Source organism: Paraburkholderia sp. EG287B, from assembly GCF_040965595.1.
GTDB lineage: Bacteria > Pseudomonadota > Gammaproteobacteria > Burkholderiales > Burkholderiaceae > Paraburkholderia.
Genome location: NZ_JBFRCG010000034.1, coordinates 26,083 through 48,397, shown reverse-complemented (window position 1 = coordinate 48,397; position 22,315 = coordinate 26,083). Strand labels below are relative to the sequence as shown.

The following is a 22,315-nucleotide window of genomic DNA, read 5'->3' as shown; positions in this document are numbered from 1 at the left end:
ACGCGGCGCGAGTTGGATCATTCGGAGTACGTGGTTTCCTGCGGCGCCGGCGTCGCGGCGCCAGCCTTGCGCGCGAGCTTCGCGCTGCCCAGGGCGAGCGCTTCGGGGCGGAACGAAAAGTGCATGAACAGCAGGCTCACCAGGGTGGCGCCGAACATCAGCATGAAACAGGTGGTGCGCACGCCCGTGAGGTCGACGAGCAGGCCGAACAGGATCGGCAGCACGAAGCCCGCGAGACCGCCCGCCAGCCCCACGATGCCGGAGACGGCGCCGATGTTGTCGGTGTACTCGTCGCCGATGAACTTGAAGACCGAGGCCTTGCCCACCGCCATCGCAATGCCGACGACGAACATCAGCACGGTGTAGAACACCGGTCCCGTGCTGATATGCAGACCGAGCGGGCCATGCGCGCTGTGGATCGTGAAGTCGGTCGGCGGATAGCTCAGCAGGAAGAAGCACGCGAGCGCGACCCACATCACGGCCCACGTCGTGCGATAGGCGCCGTAGCGGTCGGAGAGCCAGCCCCCTACCGCCCGCAGCACGCCGCCGGGCAGCGAGAAGCACGCAGCGAGAAACGCCGCATGCTCGATGTCGAAGCCGTACTGGTTCACGTAGTACTGCGGCATCCATAGCGACAGGCCGACATAGCCGCCGAACACCACCGAGTAGTACTGCGCATAGCGCAGCACGCGCGGGTCGGCGAGCACGCGCAGCTGGTCCGCTACGCTCTCCTTGCCGGGCACGCGGTGCGCCGGGTTGCTCGCGGAGAACATCCAGAACAGCAACGCGGTCGCGAGCATCGCGACGGCGTAGACCTTCGGCACGATGGTCCACGTGCCGGCCGCGACGATCAGCACCGGCGCCACGAACTTGTTGAGCGCGGCGCCCGAATTGCCCGCCCCGAAGATGCCCATGGCGAGCCCCTGGCGCGACTTCGGGAACCAGCGCGCGACATAGGGCGTGCCCACCGAGAACGAGGCGCCGGCGAACCCCACGAACAGGCCGAGCGTGAGGAATTGCCACAGTTGCGTCGCGTACGAGACGAGCCAGATCGGCACGACGGTCACGAGCATGGTGATGAAGAAGACGATGCGCCCGCCGAAGCGGTCGGTCCAGATGCCGAGCGGCACGCGGGCGAGCGAGCCCGTGAGCACGGGCATCGCGGCAATCAGGCCGAACTCGGTATCGGTGAGGTGAAGCTGTTTTTTGAGCGGAATGCCGAGGATCGCGAACATCATCCAGACGGCAAAGCAGATCGTGAACGCAAAGGTACTCGAACCCAGCACGCGCCAGGCACGGCTATCGGCGACGGGTTCCGCCTGCGGGGATAGGGCGGCTTTCATGAATTTCCCTCTTGTCGTTTAGTTGACGTGACAAGAGTAGGAAAGACGAAAGGTGCGGACTATTCTCCGCAGGGAGTGCGCGACGATGCGCCACTAGAACTTAAGGAGTAGTACCGCGGGAGCGAGTTGGCGCGGAAGAAAAATCGCATGCATGCGAACGCGCCGGAGAGCAATAAGATTAGTTCGAAAAGCCGTAGCGTGTCATGAAACACGCTACGGCATGGTGTCGCACGTGATCAACCAAAGATCAGCGGAACACGACCGTCTTGTGCCCGTTGAGCACGATGCGATGCTCCACGTGCCACTTCACCGCGCGCGCGAGCGTCACGCATTCCACGTCACGGCCAATGGCGGTGAGCTGGTCCGGCGTCATGTTGTGATCCACCCGTTCGACTTCCTGCTCGATGATCGGGCCTTCGTCTAGATCGGACGTCACATAGTGCGCCGTTGCGCCAATCAGCTTCACGCCGCGATCGAACGCCTGGTAGTACGGCTTCGCACCCTTGAAGCTCGGCAGGAACGAATGATGGATGTTGATCGCGTGGCCTTCGAGCGCCTTGCAAAGCTGCGGCGAGAGGATCTGCATGTAGCGTGCGAGCACCACGAGATCGGCGCCTTCGCGGTTCACCACTTCGAGCACGCGCGCTTCCTGCGCGGCCTTGTCGGCCTCGGTGCCGCCGAGCAGCGGGAAGTGATGGAACGGAATGTTGTAGCTCGCGGCGAGCTGATAGAAGTCCTTGTGATTCGAGATGATCGCCGGAATCTCGATAGGCAGCTGGCCGGTGCGATAGCGGAACAACAGGTCGTTCAGGCAATGACCGATCTTCGAGACCATGATGACGACGCGCGGCTTCACGTTCGCGTCATGCATCTCCCAGCGCATGCCGAACTCTTGCGCGAGCGGCTCGAACGCGCTGCGCAGGCCGTCGAGGCCCGGGTCGCCGCCCACTTGCTGGAAGTGCACGCGCATGAAGAACTCGCCCGTGTGGCTGTCGCCGAACTGGGCAGAGTCGAGGATATTGCTGCCGCGCTCGAACAGAAAGCCCGACACGGCATGCACGATGCCAGGCCGGTCGGCGCACGACAGTTTGAGGATGAAGCTGTGATCGGTCGACATGACCTTGGTAACTCCCGTCAATACTTTGCTGTTGCTAAAAGGGCTTTGGGCCTTGCTACAAGAACCGGCGCCCTTTCACAGCGTCGGCGGTTCGAAGATCACGGCAATGCCCTCGCACGCGTCTTCGTCGATCCATTGGCGGCGCAGCAGGCAGTCGAGCGTCGCGAGGCTCGCGTCGACCGTCATCGCGCCCTCCTCGATCCAGCGCGCGGCTTCGTCGATGCGCGCGAGGCGATGCTCGCCCACTTCGCCGTCCTGGTTGTGCGGCACGAAGTCGGCCGGGAGCACGAGATCGTAGATGAAGATCTGCTCGGCCTGCGTGCCTTCCGGCAGCGACTGCAGCACGTGCACGGTGCGGCCCGCGCGCGCCGCGCGCGCCAGCTCCTCGGCAATGCCCGCCTCTTCCCAGCATTCCTTCACGAGCGTGGCCTCGATGCCGAGGCCCCAGCCGATGCCGCCCGCCACGACGTTGTCCAGCATGCCGGGGTCGGTGGCCTTGGTGTCGCTGCGCCGCGCGATCCACAATTGCGGCGCGCAGGGCCCACCTACGCCGGCCGCACCGGCATCCGCGTATTCTACGACGCCGTTCAGATGCACCGCGTACGTCATCGTGCCGAAAAAGCGCGAGGCCGCGCGCTCGATAAAGGCGAGCGGCGGCGCATCGAAGGCGTTGCGGATCGCGTAGGTTTCGTTGCGCCAGCCCGGAATGTGCCCTTCCGCCGCGAGTGCGCCGATCACCGAGCCGAGCGCCGCGCTGCGCGTCGTGACGTTGTCGAAGTGCGGGGCGAGCGTCACGCGGGCGCTGTGCGCATCGCCGTCGATTTCGAACACGTCGGGCCAGCGCGCGAGCAGCGCCACGTCGTTCTCGCGTATCCAGCCCACGCGCTCGTCACCGATATGAAACGGCAGATGCGCGCCGGCATCGAAGCGCCGCGCGTCGGTAATGCAAGGCAAGGTCATCGATCAGGACTCCGTAGATCAGTCACGCAAGGCGACGCGAATGCCGATGGCGATGAAGGTTACGCCGGCGAGGCGGTCGAGCCACACGCCCGCGCGCGGGCGGCGCTTCAGCCAGCCGCCGATCGTGCCCGCGCACAGCCCGAAGAGGGAGAACACCACCACCGTCTGCGCCATGAACACGAGGCCGAGCTCGAACATCTGCAGCGTGACGGGCTGCGCGCCATGCGGGTCGACGAACTGCGGCAGGAACACGACGAAGAACAGCGTCACCTTCGGGTTCATGATGTTGCCGAGCACGCTCTGGCGAAAGATCGCGGAGAGCGGCTGGCGCGGCTTGTCGCCGGCGGCGGCGAGGCCCTGGCTGCGCAGCGCCTTCACGCCGATCCACACGAGATACGCGGCGCCGGCGAGCTTGAGGATCTGGAACGCGAGCGGCGAAGAGCGCAGCACGGCGGCCACGCCGAGTGCCGCGAGCGTGGTGTGGAACGTCACGCCCGCGGCGAAACCGAGCGCGGCCACGAGACCGGCGGCGCGGCCCTGCGAAATGCCGCGCGCGAGCACCTGGAGATTGTCGGGACCGGGCGCGAACGTGATGGCGATGGAGGTGGCGAGAAAGAGCGCGAAATTCGGCATGAGATCGACTCGTGACGGTGGGCGTTCGGGTTGTTTCAGTGGCCGCCGAAGGCGGTCACGGTGAAGAGCGGCAGGCCGGCATCGGTGAGCAGCTTCGAGCCGCCCAGATCCGGCAGGTCGATGATCGCGGCGCCCTCCACCACGCTCGCGCCGAGGCGTTCGAGCAGCAGCTTGCCGGCCATCATGGTGCCGCCGGTGGCGATCAGGTCGTCGACGATCACCACGCCGTCGCCCGTGCCGCAGGCGTCCTCGTGAATCTCGACGGTCGCTTCGCCGTATTCGAGCTTGTAGGTCTCGGAAACGGTCTTGTACGGCAGCTTGCCGATCTTGCGGATCGGAATGAAGCCCACGTTCAGCTCATACGCGACGATCGGCCCGATGATGAAACCGCGCGCGTCGAGCCCCGCCACGTAGTCGAGCTTCGCATCGACATAGCGCTCGACGAACAGGTCGATCAGCACCCGCAGGCCCTTCGGATGGCCGATGAGCGGCGTGATATCGCGGAACTGCACTCCCGGCTGAGGCCAGTCGGGCACCGTGCGGATCAGGCTTTTCACGAACTGGGCGGCTTCGGCGCTCGGGTTCGCAGGTGCGTTGGACATGATTTCTCCGGGTAGTGGCTAGATAAAGAACGGCAGAGTGTTTTAAACGGGGCGGGAACCTTTGGCGCGGTCTCGCGATTGCGCCGACGACGGCGTATCAGGCCGCCGCCGCACCCGCGCCCGCCGCACCGGGCTTGCGATGCCGCGAAAGCCGCTCCTCGGCCTGCGCGAGCTGCTCGGGCAGACCGCGCAGCACGACGATGTCGGCCTCGCGCAGCTTGGTCGATGGGTCCGGTTCCACGCCGCGAATGCCGTGGCGGCGGATCGCCGTCACCTCGACGCCGAGCTCGTACAGGCCCAGTTCGGCGAGCGTGCGGCCCACGGCGTCGGCGCGCTCGTCGACCGGTACGGATTGTAGCCGCACCTGCTCGTGACCGTCCTCGCCCACATCGTCGGTGCCGTGGAAGTAGCCGCGCAGGAGGCTGTAGCGCTCGTCGCGCAGTTCCTCCACGCGGCGCACCACGCGCCGCATCGGCACGCCCATCAGCACCAGCATGTGCGAGGCGAGCATCAGGCTGCCTTCCACGATCTCCGGAATCACCTCGGTCGCGCCCGCGGCGAGCAGGCGTTCGAGATCGGCGTCGTCCACCGTGCGCACGATCACGGGCAAGGTGGGCTCCAGCTCGTGAATGTGATGGAGCACGCGAAACGCCGATTGCGTATTGGCATAGGTGATCGCCACCGCGGCCGCGCGGTGGATGCCCGCCGCGACGAGCGACTCGCGCCGCGCGGCGTCGCCGAACACCACCGACTCGCCCGCCGCCGCAGCCGCTGCAACGCGGTCGGGGTCGAGGTCGAGCGCGACGTACGAAAGACCTTCGTATTCGAGCATGCGCGCGAGGTTCTGCCCCGCGCGGCCGTAGCCGCACACGATCACATGGCCGCTCTGCTTGATGCTTTGCGTGGCGATGCGCGTCATCATCAGCGATTGCTGCATCCATTCCGTCGAGGAAAGGCGCAGCACGATGCGGTCGGCGTTCTGGATCAGGAACGGCGCGGCGAGCATCGACAGCAGCATGGCCGCGAGGATCGCCTGGAGCAGCGTGGCGTCGACCAGATGCTTGTCGAGAATGAGGTTCAGCAGCACGAAGCCGAATTCGCCGGCCTGCGCGAGGCCGAGACCCGTGCGCATGGCCACGCCCGGCGAAGCGCCGAAGATGCGCGTGAGCGCGGTGATGAGCACGGCCTTGAGCACGACCGGCCCGAGGAAGAACGCCGCCACCATGATGGGGTGCTGCCAGATCACGTGCGGGTTGAGCAGCATGCCCGTGGTCACGAAGAACAGGCCGAGCAGCACGTCGCGAAACGGCTTGATGTCCTCTTCCACCTGGTGCTTGTACGGCGTTTCGGCGATCAGCATGCCCGCGATGAAGGCGCCGAGCGCGAGCGAGAGGCCGAACTTGTCGGTGATGAACGCGGCGCCCAGCGTGACGAGCAGCACGTTGAGCACGAACAGCTCCTGCGAGCGGCGGCGCGCGACCACGGTGAACCAGCGCGTCATGAACTTCTGGCCGACGATGAGCAGAATGCCGAGCGCAAGCACGATCTTCACGGCCGCCGTGCCGAGCGACTCGACGAGCGACGCCGACGAGCCGCCGAACGCCGCGATCACGATCAGAAGCGGCACCACGGCCAGATCCTGGAACAGCAGCACGCCGAGAATGTTGCGGCCGTGCTCCGATTCGATCTCGAGCCGCTCGGAAAGCATCTTGCTGACGATGGCCGTGGACGACATGGCGAGCGCGCCGCCCAGCGCCACGCAGGCCTGCCACGTGATATGCACCCACGGCTCCAGCACGAGCCCGAGCAGGAGCGCCACCACGATCGTGCCCAGCACCTGCGAAAGCCCGAGGCCGAACACGGCGTGGCGCATGGCGCGCAGCTTCGAGAGCGAGAACTCGAGGCCGATGGAGAACATCAGGAACACGACGCCGAACTCGGCCAGGTTCTGCGCGCCATGCGTGTCCGGCACGATGCCGAGCGAGCGCGGGCCCACCAGAATGCCCACCGTGAGGTAGCCGAGCATCGGCGGCAGATTCAGATAACGAAACAGCACGACGCCAACCACCGAGGCGAGCAGCAGGAACAGCGTCATTTCCAGCGGGGAGATCATCGTGTGAAGCGTCCTCGTTCGTCTGCGTCGTTACCGGCGATGCAAATTCTGCCCCGCGCCGGGTCGATCATCGACGCAGGGGCGGCTAGGGCCTGTTTACATTAATAACGGGCTAATTGGGAAGGGCTACGGAGAAACGGCTGGACAAGCCAGGCGGCTCGCGCACGGGGTTTGGACGCTGGGGGCGCTGGCGCGGCGCGCAGACGCCTTTGCTATACTCCGCGGATGATAGCGAAAATCAATGGCGACCGGGCGCTGAAGCTCGCTCGCAACGTGCTCGACATCGAAGCGGACGCCGTGCGCGGGCTTCGCGACCGGCTCGACGACAACTTCGTCGGCGCGGTCGACCTTATCCTCAGCTGCCGCGGACGCGTGGTCGTATCCGGCATCGGCAAATCGGGCCACATTGCCCGCAAGCTCGCGGCCACGCTGGCCTCCACGGGCACCCCCGCGTTCTTCGTGCATCCGGCCGAAGCGAGCCACGGCGACCTCGGCATGGTCACCGCCGACGACGTCTTCATCGGCCTGTCGAACTCCGGCGAATCCGAAGAACTCGTGGCGATCCTGCCGCTCGTCAAGCGCATTGGCGCGAAGCTCATCGGCATGACGGGCAATCGGCCGCAGTCGACGCTCGGCCAGCTCTCCGACGTGCATCTGGACGCCGGCGTGGAGAAGGAGGCCTGCCCGCTGAACCTCGCGCCCACCGCCAGCACGACGGCGGCGCTCGCGCTCTCCGACGCGCTCGCAGTCGCGGTGCTCGACGCGCGCGGCTTCGGCGCCGACGACTTCGCGCGCTCGCATCCGGGCGGCGCGCTCGGCCGGCGCCTGCTCACCTACGTGCGCGACGTGATGCGCACGGGCGACGAAATTCCGAAGGTGCGCGACGACGTCACCGTGCGCGACGCCCTCTTCCAACTCACGGCCAAGCGCATGGGCATGACGGCGGTCGTCAACGCCGACGACCATGTGCAGGGCATCTTCACCGACGGCGACCTGCGCCGCGTGCTCGAGCGCGTGGGCGATTTCCGCGACCTGCCGATCGCGCAGGTCATGACGAAAGGCCCGCGCACGATCGGTCCGGACCAACTTGCTGTCGAAGCCGTGGAACTGATGGAGCGCCATCGCATCAATCAGATGCTGGTCGTCGATGCCGAGGGCACGCTGATCGGCGCCCTCAACATGCACGACCTGTTCTCCAAGAAGGTGATCTGATGGCTAGCCCACTCGACGCAACCGCGCGCGCCGCGCGTGTGCGCCTCATGATTTTCGACATCGACGGTGTGCTCACCGACGGCGGCCTGCTGTTCACCGGCGCGGGCGACACGATGAAGGCGTTCAACTCGCTCGACGGCCACGGCGCGAAGCTCCTGCGCGAAGCCGGCATCGACACGGCCATCATCACCGGGCGCCGTTCGGAGATCGTCGCCGTGCGCGCGAAGGAACTCAAGATCACGCACCTGTGGCAAGGCGTGGAAGACAAGCGCGTCGCGTTCGCCGAGCTGCTCTCGCAAACGGGCATTGCGCCCGAGGCGTGCGGCTACATGGGCGATGACTGGCCCGACCTCGGCGTGATGCTCCAGTGCGGCTTCGCGGCCGCGCCCGCGAACGCCCATCCGGACGTGCTCTCGCGCGCCCACTGGGTGTCCGACAAGGTGGGCGGCCACGGCGCCGTGCGCGAAGTCACCGATCTGATCCTGCGCGCGCAGAACCGTTACGACGCGCTGCTCGCCGAGGCCTGCGCGCCGCTCGCCGGGATGCCGCGATGAACCAGAAGTTCCGCCTCACTTCGCTCGTGCCGCTCGTATGCGTCGCCGCGCTCGCCGGCTTCACGTGGTGGCTGCTGCAGGCCGTCCAGCCGCGCGAGAAGGAGGCGGCGCCGCGTCCGCTCACGCATACGCCCGACTACTTCGCCGACGACTTCTCGGTGTCCGAGCTCGACCAGTCGGGCGCCACGCAGTACCGGCTCACGGCCACGCACATGGTTCACTACGAGGACGACGAGAACAGCGACCTCACGAACCCGGCTGTGCGCGCATTCCAGCCCGGCAAGCCGATCGTCACGGCCACCGGGCTGCGCGGCACGGTCAACGCCGACGCCTCGATCGTCAATCTGTACGACAACGCGCGCATTCTGCGCGCGGCCGGCGCCGGCGACCCCGAAATGCAGGCTGATTCCGAGCATTTCAAAGTGCTCGTGAACGACGATGTGATCCTGACCGAAAAGCCGGTTAAACTTCGACGCGGCCAGTCGGTCATGACGGCCACCAGCGGCATGAACTACAACAATGTCTCCCGGGTCATCCAGCTCTTCGGCAACGTCCGTGGAGCCATCGCCCCGGCAGACTCCGGCGGCTCGTCCTGAACGCCGGGCCGTCCACGCAAGGCACGATTGCATGAACGATTCGCTCCCCCGTCCACTGAACGGCCGTTCGCCTGAAGCCCGCCGCGCACGCTTCGCGGCGCTGATGGCGCTCGCCAGCGCGCTGCTGTTCGCCGGCCTCGCGCCCGCGGCCCACGCCGAGCGCGCCGACAAGGACAAGCCGCTCAATATCGAAGCGGACAACATGACCTATGACGATCTGAAGCAGCAGACCGTCTTCACGGGCCACGTGGTCGCCACCAAGGGCACGATCCTCATCAAGGCCGACAAGCTCGTCGTCACGCAGGATCCGCAGGGCTACCAGTTCGCGACCGGCACCGTCGCGCCGGGCACGCCCGCCGACAAGCTCGCCTACTTCCGCCAGAAGCGCGAAGGCCTCGACGAATACGTCGACGGCACGGCCGAGCGCATCGACTACGACGGCAAGCAGGACCTCACCACGCTCACGACGCGCGCCACGGTGCGCCGCCTGCAAGGCCTCTCGACCGTGATGGATCAGGTCCACGGCAGCGTCGTCACGTACGACGGCCAGAACGACTTCTATACGGCACGCTCCGGCAAGGACGTCGCAGGCCCCGGCAACCCGGGTGGCCGCGTTCGCGCCATGCTCTCGCCGCGCAACACCACGACCGGCGCACAGCCGTCTGCCGGCGCCCCGGCCGCCCTCACGCCGTCCACCAAGCTGCAGGAAGCGCCGCCACAGTGAATACCGCCACCGCCACCCAAAGCTACGGCCGCCAGCTGGCCGGCAAGACGAGCACGCTCGTCGTGCGCAACCTGAAGAAGCGCTATGGCTCGCGCACCGTCGTCAAGGACGTTTCGCTCGATGTGAAAAGCGGCGAAGTGGTCGGGCTGCTCGGCCCCAACGGCGCCGGCAAGACCACCTCGTTCTACATGATCGTGGGTCTCGTGCCGCTCGACGCCGGCGAGATCGACCTCGACGGCCGCTCCATCAGCCTTCTGCCGATCCACAAGCGCGCGGCGCTCGGTCTTTCGTACCTGCCGCAGGAAGCCTCGGTGTTCCGCAAGCTCACCGTCGAGGAAAACATCCGCGCGGTGCTCGAACTGCAGGTCGACGGCAACGGCAAACGTCTGTCGAAAGACGTCATCACCGAGCGCACCGAAGCGCTGCTCGACGAGCTGCAAATCGCGCATCTGCGCGAGAATCCTGCCCTGTCGCTGTCGGGCGGCGAACGCCGGCGCGTCGAAATCGCGCGCGCGCTCGCTACCGACCCGAGCTTCATCCTGCTCGACGAGCCGTTCGCGGGCGTCGACCCGATCGCCGTGCTGGAAATCCAAAAGATCGTGAAGTTCCTCAAGCAGCGCAACATCGGCGTGCTGATCACCGACCACAACGTGCGCGAGACGCTCGGCATCTGCGATCACGCGTACATCATCAGCGACGGTAGCGTGCTCGCGGCCGGCGCACCCGGCGAGATCATCGAGAACGAGAACGTACGCCGCGTTTATCTCGGCGAGCACTTCCGCATGTAAGCCCCGGGCGCGCCTCGCGCGTGCCCGCTCACCGCCGTCCCGCAGCGCCCACCCGGGCGCGCGCGATCCGCTGTCGCGTTTTTCCGGCCTCATCCTTCGCATTTCCCCGTGTAACTCCGCGGTATCGACCGTGCCCCCAAAACGGTGCATGGCAGGCCGGGCAGCGTCCCTGTTTGCGCACCAAATTCCGGGCACGCACCGGCGTGGCGCACGCTCGTTTTTGCGAATGCCCCGTGGTTTCGTCCGCGTGGCAAACTCTTTACAATGGTTCGCACACCGCCATGAAAGCCAGCCTCCAACTCCGCCTCTCGCAGCATCTTGCGCTCACGCCACAACTGCAACAGTCCATCCGGCTGCTGCAGCTGTCGACGCTCGAACTGCAGCAAGAGGTCGCGACGGCGATCTCGCAGAACCCGCTGCTCGAGAACGAGGACGACTGGATCGCGAGCCCGCTGCGCGTGGCCGCGGACGGCTCGGTCATCGCGCAGCCGCCCACGCCCTCCGGCGCCGAGCCGATGCAGGGCGCGAACAGCTCCACCTCGGCGTCCAACGGCAGCGGCGAGAACAGCGAGAGCGAGCCGCGCGGCGTGGACGAATACGACGGCCTTGGCGGCGACGCGAACGGCGACGCGAGCCAGTGGAACCTGGACGACTACGGCCGCTCGGGCAACGCCTCCGACGACGACGACCTGCCGCCGCTGCAGATCCACGAATCGACCACCACGCTGCGCGACCATCTGATGGCGCAGCTGCGCGAAACGAACGCGAGCCAGCGCGACCGCGCGCTCATCACCTTCCTGATCGAATCGCTCGACGAAGACGGCTACCTCAGCGCGACCTGCGAGGAAATTCTTGCCGATATTCCCGAAGAACTCGAAGTCGACGCCGACGAATTCAATGCGGCGCTCGCGCTGCTGCACAGCTTCGACCCTGCGGGCGTAGGCGCGCGCTCGGCCTCCGAGTGCCTCAAGCTGCAGTTGCTGCGCGTCAATGCGTCGCCCACGCGCACGCTCGCGCTCGAGATCGTGTCGAACTATCTCGAATTGCTCGCGGCGCGCGACTTCACGCGGTTGCGCAAGCAACTGAAGACGGGCGATGACGAGCTGCGCGATGCGCATGCGCTGATCCGTTCGCTCGAACCGTTCCCGGGTGCGTCGTATGGCAAGGCCGAAGCCGATTACGTGGTGCCCGACATCATCGTGAAGAAGGCCGGCCAGAACTGGCATGCGGAACTGAACCCCGAGGTGGTGCCGAAGCTGCGCATCAACCACCTGTACGCGAATATCCTGCGCAACAACCGTGGCGATCCGGGCAGCGGTTCGCTGCGCCAGCAGCTGCAGGAAGCGCGCTGGCTCATCAAGAATATCCAGCAGCGCTTCGAGACGATCCTGCGTGTCGCGCAGGCTATCGTCGAGCGTCAGAAGAACTTTTTCGTGCACGGCGAAATCGCCATGCGCCCCTTGGTTTTGAGGGAGATTGCTGATACGCTGGGCCTACACGAATCTACTGTCTCGCGTGTGACAACCGGTAAATACATGCTGACTCCATTCGGGACACTTGAATTTAAGTACTTCTTCGGATCGCATGTATCGACGGACACCGGGGGCGCTGCATCGTCCACCGCCATCCGCGCCCTCATCAAGCAACTCATAGGAGCCGAGAACACCAAATCTCCTCTTTCAGACAGCCGCATCGCTGAACTGCTGGCGGAACAGGGCTTCGTGGTCGCGCGACGAACCGTTGCGAAGTATCGCGAGGCACTGAAGATTCCAGCGGTCAATCTGCGCAAGTCTCTTTAGCCTGTTCCGGCTTTTTCGGAGCAGGCGTTTTCCGGCCGCTACGCCCGTTGGCGGACATGGCCGGCCGAGTTAGCCCGCCGTCGCAGGCCTTTCGGGGAGCCGCGCACAGGCAGACAGTCGACCGGCATTGCCGCACTTCACGCGTCACGCGGCCATTAGCCTGGAGAAGCACTATGAATCTGAAGATCAGTGGACACCATCTCGAAGTAACGCCAGCGTTGCGAGAATACGTGATCACCAAACTGGACAGGGTGCTAAGACATTTCGATCAGGTAATCGATGGCAATGTGGTCCTCTCGGTCGACAACCATAAGGAAAAGGATAAGAGACAGAAGGTCGAAGTGAACCTTCATCTGAAAGGCAAGGACATATTTGTGGAGAGCGCGAACGGCGACATGTACGCCGCCATCGATCTCGTGGTCGACAAGCTGGACCGCCAGGTCGTACGTCACAAGGACCGCGTGCAGGGACATCAACATGAGGCGATCAAGCACCAGCCTGCGCCCATCATCGAAATCCCGCCGCAGTGATCCCACAGTGTCCTGTGTGGCGATTCACGCCATGAACCGGGGCTGGAGTCGATAGTTCATCCTCCACCCCTCGAAGCGAAGCCGCCCGAACCGGGCGGCTTTTTCGTGAGTACGCGCAATGCAGGGTTTTACCGCTGGGTGCAACCGGGCAACGAGGGTTGCGCTCATGCGCGGCGCATCGCACCATCGGCGTGGACGCTTGTTCTATAATGGTCCAGTCGTATTACGGGGTCTAACGCGCCAACAGGTCCCCACGGTCCCGGCACCGGGCTTCGTCGCCAGATCCAAAGCTTCCGCCAAAGCGGTCAGCTGTCGGGGTGTGGAGCATTCAGGCCACGTTTTCGCCTGCCAACATGAATCGTTTAGCCAAAATACTTCCCATCGAGAACGTCGTCGTCGGCCTGTCCGTCACCAGCAAGAAACGCGTCTTCGAGCAGGCTGGCCTGATCTTCGAAAACCAGAACGGCATCGCCCGCAGCACGGTTACCGACAATCTTTTCGCACGCGAGCGTCTCGGCTCCACGGGCCTCGGCGAAGGCGTCGCGATCCCGCACGGCCGCATCAAGGGCCTGAAGCAGCCGCAGGCCGCCTTCGTGCGCCTCGCCGAGCCGATCGCCTTCGAAGCGCCAGACGGTCAGCCCGTCTCGCTCCTGATCTTCCTGCTCGTGCCCGAACAGGCCACGCAGCAGCACCTTGAAATCCTGTCGGAGATCGCACAACTGTTGTCGGATCGCGAAACGCGTGAGCGGCTCCATACGGAAGAAGACCGCGAAACGTTGCATCGCCTGCTCACCCAGTGGCAACCTTGATGTAATGTGCGGCGTCTTGCGTTGCCCGGCCGCGGTACGCGCGGCCGAACAGCGCGCGCTCGACGCTCGTTGCAGGGGTGAAGCGTAAGGCGCCGGCAGCCGTTAACTACCCAGGTAGCGCACCCAGGTCGCGCGGTTCATTTAGCCAGCAATTCAGTCAGCCGTTAAGCGAGTCATCTCGCGGAGTCACCGACTCATGGACACTTCCAGCATCAACGCCCAAAGCATCTTCGACGACAACGCCACCACGCTGAAGCTCAGCTGGCTGACGGGGCACGAAGGCTGGGAACGCGGCTTTTCGACCGAAACGGTGGCCACGGCCACGGCGAGCGCGGACCTCGTCGGCCACCTGAACCTGATCCACCCGAACCGCATCCAGGTGCTCGGCGACGCCGAAATCCACTACTACCAGCGCCAGACCGACGAAGACCGCTCGCGCCACATGGCCGAGCTGATCGCACTCGAACCGCCGTTCCTCGTGGTCGCCGACGGCATGACCGCGCCGCCGGAACTGGTGCTGCGTTGCACGCGCTCTTCCACGCCGCTCTTCACCACGCCGATGTCGGCGGCCACCGTCATCGACAGCCTGCGCCTCTACATGTCGCGCATTCTCGCGCCGCGCGCGACGCTGCACGGCGTGTTTCTCGACATTCTCGGCATGGGCGTGCTGCTCACGGGCGACTCGGGTCTCGGCAAGAGCGAGCTGGGTCTGGAGCTGATCAGCCGCGGCCATGGCCTCGTGGCCGACGACGCCGTGGACTTCGTGCGCCTCGGCCCCGATTTCGTCGAGGGCCGCTGCCCGCCGCTGCTGCAGAACCTGCTCGAAGTGCGCGGCCTCGGTCTGCTCGACATCAAGACGATCTTCGGTGAAACGGCCGTGCGCCGGAAGATGAAGCTCAAGCTCATCGTGCAGCTCGTGCGCCGCCCGGACGGCGAGTTCCAGCGTCTGCCGCTGGAGAGCCAGACCGTCGACGTGCTCGGCCTGCCCATCAGCAAGGTCACGATCCAGGTGGCCGCGGGCCGCAACCTCGCCGTGCTGGTCGAGGCCGCCGTGCGCAACACGATCCTGCAATTGCGCGGTATCGACACCCTGCGCGACTTCATGGACCGCCAGCGTCTCGCCATGCAGGACCCCGACAGCCAGTTTCCCGGCAAGCTGATCTGACGCTCGTAGCCGCGCGGCCGGCGAGGCGCGGCCGGCGAGGCGCGCGGCTTCGAAACGGGCGCCTGCGGCCCGGAGAGCCAATACAGGCGCGCGGATCGGATGCTATGATGACCCAATCGGGTTCATCGACTCTCCCATGCGTATCATCCTGATCACCGGCATTTCGGGTTCCGGCAAGTCAGTGGCGCTCAACGCGCTCGAAGACGTCGGCTACTATTGCGTCGACAATCTGCCGCCGCGCTTTCTACCGCAACTCGCCCAATATCTCAGCGACGACGGCTACGAACGCCTCGCCGTCGCTATCGATGCGCGCTCGAGTTCGTCGTTCGACGACATGCCGGAGATGATCCGCGACCTGGCTCTTCGCCACGACGTGCGCGTGCTCTTCCTCAACGCGAGTACGCAGTCGCTGATCCAGCGCTTCTCGGAAACGCGGCGCCGCCATCCACTGTCGGGCTCCGCCGCGCACGACGCGAACGTGGGCATGCTCAAGTCACTCGAAGAAGCGATCGAGCACGAGCGTGAACTCGTTTCGAACCTCGCCGAGTTCGGCCATCAGGTCGACACGAGCAACCTGAGTTCCAACGCGCTGCGCCAGTGGGTGAAGGTGTTCGTCGAAGGCGAGCGAGGCTCGCTCATGCTCACGTTCGAATCGTTCGGCTTCAAGCGCGGCGTGCCGCTCGACGCGGACCTCGTGTTCGACGTGCGCACGCTGCCGAACCCGCATTACGACGCGCGCCTGCGGCCGCTCACCGGGCTCGATCAGCCCGTGATCGACTTTCTGAATGCGCAGTCGGCCGTCCACGAAATGATCGACGATGTCTACGCGTTCGTCGCGAAGTGGCTGCCGCATTTTCGCGCCGACAACCGCAGCTATCTCACCGTTGCGATCGGCTGCACGGGCGGACAACATCGATCGGTGTATATCGCCCAGACGCTCGCCACGCGCTTTGCGGGCGAGTCGAACGTTATCGTGCGTCACCGCGACGCGCCTCTCGATGTCGGAGAGTCGTCACGGCTGATCGCCTAACCGGCTGCGCATCGCGCGGCCCTTAACCGAAAGCGTTGCGCCATGTCCTCGTCTCCTGCCGTGCTTGCCGATTTGCCGTTGTTCCCGCTGCATACGGTGCTGTTCCCCGGCGGCCTGCTGCCGCTCAAGATCTTCGAAGCGCGATACCTGGACATGGCGAGCGAGTGCCTGCGCGAGCACACGCCGTTCGGCGTGTGTCTGCTCAAAAGCGGCGCGGAAGTCGCGCAGCCCGACGAGACGACTGCCGTGCCCGAACCCGTGGGCTGCCTCGCGCTCATCGAGCAATGCGATGTCGAGACCGTCGGCATGCTGCACATCCAGGCTCACGGCACGCAGCGCTTTCATCTACTCTCGCATCGCGTGGAAGCCGACGGCCTGCTCGTGGGCATGGCCGAACTGATCCCCGAAGATATTCCGCTGGAAGGCGGTAAACAGCTCGCGCAATTCGGCGCGTGTGCGGAAGTACTCGAGCGCATCATCGCGACGATCCGCGAGCGCGACCCCGCGAGCCTGCCGTTTGCGGAGCCGTTCCGCTTCGACGATCCCTCGTGGGTATCGAACCGTCTGGCCGAGGTGCTGCCGATCGCGCTGCGCGCGCGTCAGAAGCTCATGGAGTTGAACGACGCGGGCGCACGTATCGAAATCGTCCATCACTACATGCAGCAGCATCAGTTGCTTTGAGGCGCTGATGCGGCTCTCTTGCTGACTCAGACCAGCGGTCCACGCAAACCGTCGAGCAGCTTGCGTACCGGCGCGGGCACGCCATACGCGTCGATATTGCCGAGCGACACCCACGCGGTCTGTCCATCGTTGGCTTCGAGCGGCGCGGCATCGCGCTTGAGTTCGATCACGCGCGGCTCGATGTCGAGCTTGAAATGCGTGAACGTATGCGCGAGCGGCATGAGTGCGAAGCTCGACGCCGCGCCCTCCGGCGTCACGCCGAAATCTCTCGCGCGCTCGGCGAGCGCGGGTTCGTCCGCGGCTTCGGGCAAGCTCCACAAGCCGCCCCAGATACCCGATGGCGGACGCTTCTCCAGCATGACCGCATCGCCGTCGAGCAGCACGAGCATCCATGTGCGCCGCGTGGGCACGGCCTTCTTCGGACGCGCGGCCGGCAGTTCGCGCTGACGTCCCGTCGTCTTCGCCACGCAGTCGTCCGCGAACGGGCAGCGCGCGCAGTCGGGCTTGCCGCGCCCGCACAGCGTCGCGCCAAGATCCATCAAACCCTGCGTGTACGCGCTCACGTCGGCGTCGCTCGCTTCGGCACCCGGCACGAGCGTTTCGGCGAGCGTCCACATCGCGTTCTCCACGCGCTTTTCGCCAGGAAAGCCTTCCACGCCGAACACGCGCGCGAGCACGCGCTTCACGTTGCCGTCCAGGATCGTCTCGCGCGCGCCGAACGCGAACGACGCGATCGCCGCCGCCGTCGAACGGCCGATGCCGGGCAACTCCGCGAGCGCCTCGACCGTCGACGGAAACTTGCCGCCGTGGGTATCGGCCACGACCTGCGCACAGCGGTGCAGATTGCGCGCGCGCGAGTAATAGCCGAGGCCGGCCCAGAGCGCCATCACGTCGTCGTCGGGCGCCGCGGCAAGCGCTTCGACCGTGGGAAAGCGCTCGAGAAAACGCGCGTAGTACGGAATCACGGTCGAGACCTGGGTCTGCTGCAGCATGATTTCAGAGAGCCAGATGCGGTACGGGTCGCGCGTGTTCTGCCACGGCAGGTCGTGACGGCCATGCTCGCGCTGCCAGGCGATCAGGCGCGGCGCGAAACCGGTGAGCAGTTCAGCGGGATACGCGCCAGCCGGTAGCGGCGCGGAAGTAAACGAAGTTCGGTACATGGAAATACTTGGCGCTCAGCGCTGGCAGCGCGGACAGAAATAAGTGGAACGCTGGCCCTGCACGATCTGCTTGATCGGCGTGCCGCACACGCGGCAGGGTTGGCCCGCGCGGTCATAAACGAAGTATTCGAGCTGGAAATAGCCGCTTTGGCCGTTGCTGCCGACGAAGTCGCGCAGCGTGCTGCCGCCCTTCTCGATGGCCGAGGCGAGCACGGCGCGCACGGCGTCCGCGAGCAGTTCGTAGCGCGCAAGCGAAACGCGGCCCGCCGGGGTCGTCGGCCGGATGCCGGCGCGGAACAAGCTTTCCGACGCGTAGATATTGCCAACGCCCACCACGATATCGCCCGCGAGCAGCGCCTGCTTGACGGCGACCTTGCGGCCGCGGGTCTCTCGAAACAGCAGCGCGCCGTCGAAGGCCGGCGTGAACGGCTCGATGCCGAGGGCCGCCAGCAGCGGATGGCCGAGCACGTCGCCGGCCTCGCGCGGGTGCCAGAGCACGGCGCCGAAACGGCGCGGGTCGCGAAAGCGCAGCGTGAAGTCGTCGAAGAACCAGTCGACGTGATCATGCTTTTCCGCGGCCGGCGGCTTCGGCAGATTGCGCAGCACGCGCAGCGTGCCGGTCATGCCGAGATGCACGATGAACCAGCCCTCGTCGACCTCGAACAGCAAATATTTGCCGCGCCGCCCGACCGAACGTATCGTGCGGCCGCGCAGCGTACGGGCGAGCGTAGCCGGCACGGGCCAGCGCAATGCGGGGTTGCGCACCTCCACACGCTCGACGCGGCGGCCGGCGACCCACGGTTCGATCCCCCTTCGGGTAACCTCAACTTCTGGCAACTCTGGCATATCTGACGGCCTGATTCGGATGCTGGTCCGGGTTGGTCTGCAACTTGCGTAAACGTGTGTGCGCGTTGTGCGCGTATTGTAGCCAGCGCGTTACAATCGACCGAAACATTCGACGGAATTCCATGGAACTGTCTTTCGTTAAGCTGTTCGCGAAGCGTCCCGCGACGCCCCGCGTGCCTGCAGCCTTCGCGCGTCGCCTCGTTGGCGCCGCGGTTCTCGCCGCCTGGGCATTGACCACGTCGAGCGCGTATGCGCAGGATCCGTCCCCCGACACGGACGACACTTCCGTCACCATGCCGGACGCTTTCGGTCCCGCCTCGCCCGACGAGAAGAAGGCTCTGCCGGGCGTTCCGCTGTCGAGCCAGATCGTCTTCCAGGTGCTCGCCGCGGAGATCGCGCTGCAGCGCGACCAGCCAGCACCGGCCTTTCAAACGTATCTCGCGCTCGCGCGCGACACGCACGACCCGCGCATGGCGCAACGCGCGACCGAAATCGCGCTCTCGGCGCAAAGCCCGTCCGACGCCCTGACTGCGGTCCAGCTCTGGCAGCAGTACGCACCCGATTCCGAGCGCGCCGCGCAACTCGACGCGTCGCTGCTCGTGCTCGCCGGCAAGCCCGACGACGCCCAGCCGCTGCTCGCGCGCGAACTGGCGAAGGTACCGGCCGACAGCCGCGGTCAGGCCATCCTCTCGCTGCAGCTTCTGCTTTCGCGCGGCCCCAATCGCGTGGGCGGACTGAATGTGCTCAAAGCGCTGCTCAAGGACGACATGAACCGTCCCGAGGCGCAGCTCGCGATCGGCCGCCAGCAGCTGCTCGCCGACGACGCGCCCGGCGCGCGCAAGTCGTTCGAGCAGGCGCTCGCGCTCAAGCCCGACTACCTTCCCGCCGCGCTGATGCTCGCGCAGATGGGCCCGGAGGAGCGCGCCGAAGGCATTGCATCGATCGAAAAGTACGTCCAGCAGAACCCCAAGTCGCGCGAAGGCCGGCTTGCGCTCGCACAGACCTATCTCGCTGCCGACCGCCTCGACGACGCGCAGAAGCAGTTCGAGACCTTGCACAAGGACAACGCGACCGACCTGATGCCGCTCATGGCGCTCGCGCTCATCAGCGTGCAGCAGAAGAAGCTCGACGCGGCGCAGAAGTATCTGACGCAATACGCGCAGATTGCCGAGAAGAATCCGGCCGCCGACCCCGGTCAGGCCTATATCTACCTCGCGCAACTGTCGGTCGAGCAGAAGGACGACGCCGGTGCGCAGAAGTGGCTCGACAAGATCCAGCCCAGCAGCCAGCAGTACGTGCCGGCCCAGATCACGCGCGCGCAGATCCTCGACAAGGAAGGCAAGACCGACGACGCGCGCCGCCAGCTCGCGAGCATCCAGGCCGACGATCCGCGCGACCAGGCGCTGATCGCGCGCACCGACGCCGCGATCCTGTTCGACGCGAAGCGTTACCCGGAAGCCGAGGCACGCCTTGCGAAGGCGACCACCGACTTCCCGGACGACCCGGATCTCACCTATGACTACGCAATGGCAGCGGAGAAAACCGGCCATTACGACGTCATGGAAGCGCAGTTGCGCAAGCTGATCAAGACGCAGCCCGATAATCCGCAGGCCTACAACGCGCTCGGATACTCGCTCGCGGACCGCAACCAGCGCCTGCAGGAAGCCGACAAACTGGTCGAAAAAGCCTCGTCACTCGCACCGGACGACGCGTTCATCATGGACAGCGTGGGCTGGGTGAAGTACCGCATGGGCGACAATGCCGACGCGATCAAGCTCTTGCGCAAGGCCTACAGCCTCCAGCCGAACGCGGAAATTGGCGCGCACCTCGGCGAAGTGCTCTGGAAAAACGGCGACCAGGACGGCGCACGCGCTGCCTGGCGCGAGGCCCGCAAGCTCGAACCCGACAACGACACGCTCCTGAAGACGCTCAAGCGCCTCCAGGTCAACGATCTCTGATGGCAGATTTTTTCACTTCGGTTTCCCCCAAGGCCCTCCCCGTTGCGCGCGCCGCCCGCCTTGTACGGCGCGCGTCGCTTGGCGCAGCGGCGGCCGCGCTCCTCGTGCTCGCGGGCTGTGCGACGCAACAGCCGCCGCGCCAGCCTTCCACCTCGAACGCCACGACCTCGCTCAGTACGCAGACGAACCGCGCCTATCATGGCCGCTTCGCCGTGCAGTACGTCGACCAGAATGGCCAGCAGCGCAATGCGTACGGCAACTTCGACTGGCACGAGACCGATTCGACGGTGACGCTGCAACTGCTCAATCCGCTCGGCCAGACGCTCGCGCTCGTCACCTCCGCACCGTCGCAAGCCACGCTGGAACTGCCCAACCGCCAGCCGCTCACGGCCGACAACGTGAGTACGCTCATGCAGCAGGCGCTCGGCTTCGCACTGCCCGTGGAAGGGCTGCGCTACTGGCTGCAGCCATCGGTTGCGCCCACCTCGCACGCGCGCACCACGCCCGACGCGCAGAATCCGCAGCGGCTTTCGCAGATCGAGCAGGACGGCTGGACCATCGATTACGTCGCCTACGCGGACGCGCCGGCCAATGGCGTGAAGCGCGTCAATCTCACGCGCGATGTCCCGCCGCTTCAGATCAAGCTCGTGCTCGACCAGTAAGCGGGCCGGTTGCGGTCCCACATCAGCAATATCTGGCCGGCACGCGCCGGCCAGAAGCCAGGCATCATCCCAAGAGCATCATGATCGAAACCCAGGCCTCGCTGCGCGACTGCCCCGCGCCCGCGAAACTCAATCTCTTCCTGCACATCACGGGCCGCCGTCCCAATGGCTATCACGATCTGCAGACCGTGTTCCAGTTGCTCGACTGGGGCGACACGCTGCATTTCACGCGCCGCCACGATGGCCGCATCACGCGCACCGTAGAGGTGGAAGGCGTACCTGCCGAGCACGACCTCACCGTGCGCGCCGCGACGCTGCTCAAGGAACACACGGGCACGAGCGAGGGTGTCGAGATCGATATCGAAAAGCGTCTACCGATGGGCGCGGGTCTCGGCGGCGGCAGTTCCGACGCCGCCACGACGCTGCTCGCGCTCAACCGCCTCTGGAAGCTCAACCTGCAGCGCGAGGAATTGCAGGCGCTCGCACTCAAGCTGGGCGCGGACGTGCCCTTCTTCGTGTTCGGAAAAAATGCGTTCGCGGAGGGTGTTGGCGAAGCTCTCGAGGCTGTACAATTGCCCCCGCGTCATTTTTTGGTCGTGACGCCGCGGGTTCATGTTCCTACTGCCGAGATTTTTTCGGAAAAGTCATTGACAAGGGACACAAAGACCTGCACAATAGCAGTCTTTCTTGCACAGCAAGCAACGCAGCAGGGATGGCCAGACAGCTTCGGTCATAACGATATGCAAGCGGTTGTCGCAGGAAAATACGCGGAAGTAGCGCAGGTGCTTCGATGGTTTGAAAGTGTTTCGAACAGCATCGCACCAGCGCGGATGACCGGATCGGGTGCCAGCGTTTTTGCAGCATTCGCCAGTCGGTCCGAAGCAGAATCGGCACGCGCCAGACTGCTTGCGGAACAACCGGACTGGAGAAGCGCGGTAGCCTCGAGTCTGAACAAGCATCCACTCTTCGCTTTCGCGGCATAGTTTTGCGTGGCTGATCGTCCTACCGGTCAGTCAGGCTCAAAGTTGAGTGT

General features: G+C 65.5%; 22 protein-coding genes. 14 read left to right on the top strand and 8 right to left on the bottom strand.

What is annotated here, in order from left to right:
- Positions 1-17: 17 nt before the first annotated feature.
- The 6 genes from AB4Y40_RS39610 to AB4Y40_RS39585 form a co-directional block, all read right to left on the bottom strand.
- Positions 18-1,343: a nitrate/nitrite transporter gene (locus AB4Y40_RS39610; protein ID WP_368692490.1), complete on the bottom strand. Its 1,326-nt coding sequence runs from the start codon at positions 1,341-1,343 to the stop codon at positions 18-20.
- A 247-nt stretch (positions 1,344-1,590) separates the two neighbouring features.
- A complete protein-coding gene (gene purU / locus AB4Y40_RS39605) occupies positions 1,591-2,460 on the bottom strand; it encodes a formyltetrahydrofolate deformylase (RefSeq protein WP_368692489.1) in 870 nt (289 codons plus the stop codon).
- Between the two features lie 75 nt (positions 2,461-2,535).
- Complete coding sequence (locus AB4Y40_RS39600; protein WP_368692488.1) at positions 2,536-3,420, bottom strand: DUF4743 domain-containing protein; 885 nt, start codon at positions 3,418-3,420, stop codon at positions 2,536-2,538.
- An 18-nt stretch (positions 3,421-3,438) separates the two neighbouring features.
- Positions 3,439-4,053 carry a LysE family translocator gene (locus AB4Y40_RS39595; protein ID WP_368692487.1) on the bottom strand — a complete coding sequence of 205 codons (615 nt, stop codon included), beginning with the start codon at positions 4,051-4,053 and terminating at the stop codon, positions 3,439-3,441.
- A gap of 35 nt (positions 4,054-4,088) precedes the next feature.
- Entirely contained in the window at positions 4,089-4,655 is a 567-nt protein-coding gene (locus AB4Y40_RS39590) for an adenine phosphoribosyltransferase (RefSeq protein WP_368692486.1), read from the bottom strand.
- A 97-nt stretch (positions 4,656-4,752) separates the two neighbouring features.
- A complete protein-coding gene (locus AB4Y40_RS39585) occupies positions 4,753-6,768 on the bottom strand; it encodes a cation:proton antiporter (RefSeq protein ID WP_368692485.1) in 2,016 nt (671 codons plus the stop codon).
- 225 nt (positions 6,769-6,993) lie between these two features.
- On the opposite strand from AB4Y40_RS39585, the gene kdsD reads away from it, so the two are divergent.
- From kdsD to AB4Y40_RS39530, 11 genes are all read left to right on the top strand, one after another.
- Positions 6,994-7,980: an arabinose 5-phosphate isomerase KdsD gene (gene kdsD / locus AB4Y40_RS39580; RefSeq protein WP_254314581.1), complete on the top strand. Its 987-nt coding sequence runs from the start codon at positions 6,994-6,996 to the stop codon at positions 7,978-7,980.
- Positions 7,980-8,534, top strand: coding sequence for a KdsC family phosphatase (locus AB4Y40_RS39575; RefSeq protein ID WP_368692484.1), 555 nt, complete (start codon positions 7,980-7,982; stop codon positions 8,532-8,534). The genes kdsD and AB4Y40_RS39575 overlap by 1 nt, the downstream gene beginning before the upstream one ends.
- Positions 8,531-9,130, top strand: a complete 600-nt coding sequence (gene lptC, locus AB4Y40_RS39570; protein WP_324153764.1) for an LPS export ABC transporter periplasmic protein LptC — start codon at positions 8,531-8,533, stop codon at positions 9,128-9,130. The genes AB4Y40_RS39575 and lptC overlap by 4 nt, the downstream gene beginning before the upstream one ends.
- A gap of 31 nt (positions 9,131-9,161) precedes the next feature.
- Positions 9,162-9,854: a lipopolysaccharide transport periplasmic protein LptA gene (lptA, locus tag AB4Y40_RS39565; RefSeq protein WP_368692483.1), complete on the top strand. Its 693-nt coding sequence runs from the start codon at positions 9,162-9,164 to the stop codon at positions 9,852-9,854.
- Positions 9,851-10,642, top strand: a complete 792-nt coding sequence (gene lptB / locus AB4Y40_RS39560) for an LPS export ABC transporter ATP-binding protein (RefSeq protein ID WP_324153760.1) — start codon at positions 9,851-9,853, stop codon at positions 10,640-10,642. Before lptA ends, lptB begins: the two co-directional genes overlap by 4 nt.
- Positions 10,643-10,923: 281 nt before the next feature.
- Positions 10,924-12,441 carry an RNA polymerase factor sigma-54 gene (locus AB4Y40_RS39555; protein WP_368692482.1) on the top strand — a complete coding sequence of 506 codons (1,518 nt, stop codon included), beginning with the start codon at positions 10,924-10,926 and terminating at the stop codon, positions 12,439-12,441.
- 173 nt (positions 12,442-12,614) lie between these two features.
- Positions 12,615-12,971 carry a ribosome-associated translation inhibitor RaiA gene (raiA, locus tag AB4Y40_RS39550; RefSeq protein WP_028201861.1) on the top strand — a complete coding sequence of 119 codons (357 nt, stop codon included), beginning with the start codon at positions 12,615-12,617 and terminating at the stop codon, positions 12,969-12,971.
- Positions 12,972-13,324: 353 nt separating this feature from the next.
- Entirely contained in the window at positions 13,325-13,780 is a 456-nt protein-coding gene (ptsN, locus tag AB4Y40_RS39545) for a PTS IIA-like nitrogen regulatory protein PtsN (RefSeq protein ID WP_028201860.1), read from the top strand.
- 196 nt (positions 13,781-13,976) lie between these two features.
- Positions 13,977-14,945 (top strand): HPr(Ser) kinase/phosphatase, encoded by a 969-nt coding sequence (gene hprK, locus AB4Y40_RS39540; protein WP_028201859.1) that lies wholly within the window; start codon positions 13,977-13,979, stop codon positions 14,943-14,945.
- Between the two features lie 136 nt (positions 14,946-15,081).
- The gene (gene rapZ / locus AB4Y40_RS39535) at positions 15,082-15,975 is read left to right on the top strand and encodes an RNase adapter RapZ (RefSeq protein WP_368692481.1); all 894 of its coding nucleotides are present in this window, start codon (positions 15,082-15,084) and stop codon (positions 15,973-15,975) included.
- A 42-nt stretch (positions 15,976-16,017) separates the two neighbouring features.
- Positions 16,018-16,656: an LON peptidase substrate-binding domain-containing protein gene (locus AB4Y40_RS39530; protein ID WP_368692480.1), complete on the top strand. Its 639-nt coding sequence runs from the start codon at positions 16,018-16,020 to the stop codon at positions 16,654-16,656.
- 26 nt (positions 16,657-16,682) lie between these two features.
- On the opposite strand, the gene mutY is transcribed toward AB4Y40_RS39530, so the two are convergent.
- Both mutY and mutM read right to left on the bottom strand, forming a co-directional pair.
- Complete coding sequence (mutY, locus tag AB4Y40_RS39525; protein ID WP_368692479.1) at positions 16,683-17,816, bottom strand: A/G-specific adenine glycosylase; 1,134 nt, start codon at positions 17,814-17,816, stop codon at positions 16,683-16,685.
- Between the two features lie 15 nt (positions 17,817-17,831).
- Positions 17,832-18,662: a bifunctional DNA-formamidopyrimidine glycosylase/DNA-(apurinic or apyrimidinic site) lyase gene (gene mutM / locus AB4Y40_RS39520; protein ID WP_368692478.1), complete on the bottom strand. Its 831-nt coding sequence runs from the start codon at positions 18,660-18,662 to the stop codon at positions 17,832-17,834.
- A gap of 122 nt (positions 18,663-18,784) precedes the next feature.
- On the opposite strand from mutM, the gene AB4Y40_RS39515 reads away from it, so the two are divergent.
- From AB4Y40_RS39515 to ispE, 3 genes are all read left to right on the top strand, one after another.
- Entirely contained in the window at positions 18,785-20,620 is a 1,836-nt protein-coding gene (locus tag AB4Y40_RS39515; RefSeq protein WP_368692477.1) for a tetratricopeptide repeat protein, read from the top strand.
- Positions 20,620-21,282 carry a lipoprotein insertase outer membrane protein LolB gene (gene lolB, locus AB4Y40_RS39510; protein WP_368692476.1) on the top strand — a complete coding sequence of 221 codons (663 nt, stop codon included), beginning with the start codon at positions 20,620-20,622 and terminating at the stop codon, positions 21,280-21,282. Before AB4Y40_RS39515 ends, lolB begins: the two co-directional genes overlap by 1 nt.
- A gap of 80 nt (positions 21,283-21,362) precedes the next feature.
- Entirely contained in the window at positions 21,363-22,265 is a 903-nt protein-coding gene (ispE, locus tag AB4Y40_RS39505) for a 4-(cytidine 5'-diphospho)-2-C-methyl-D-erythritol kinase (protein WP_368692475.1), read from the top strand.
- Positions 22,266-22,315 lie beyond the last annotated feature (50 nt).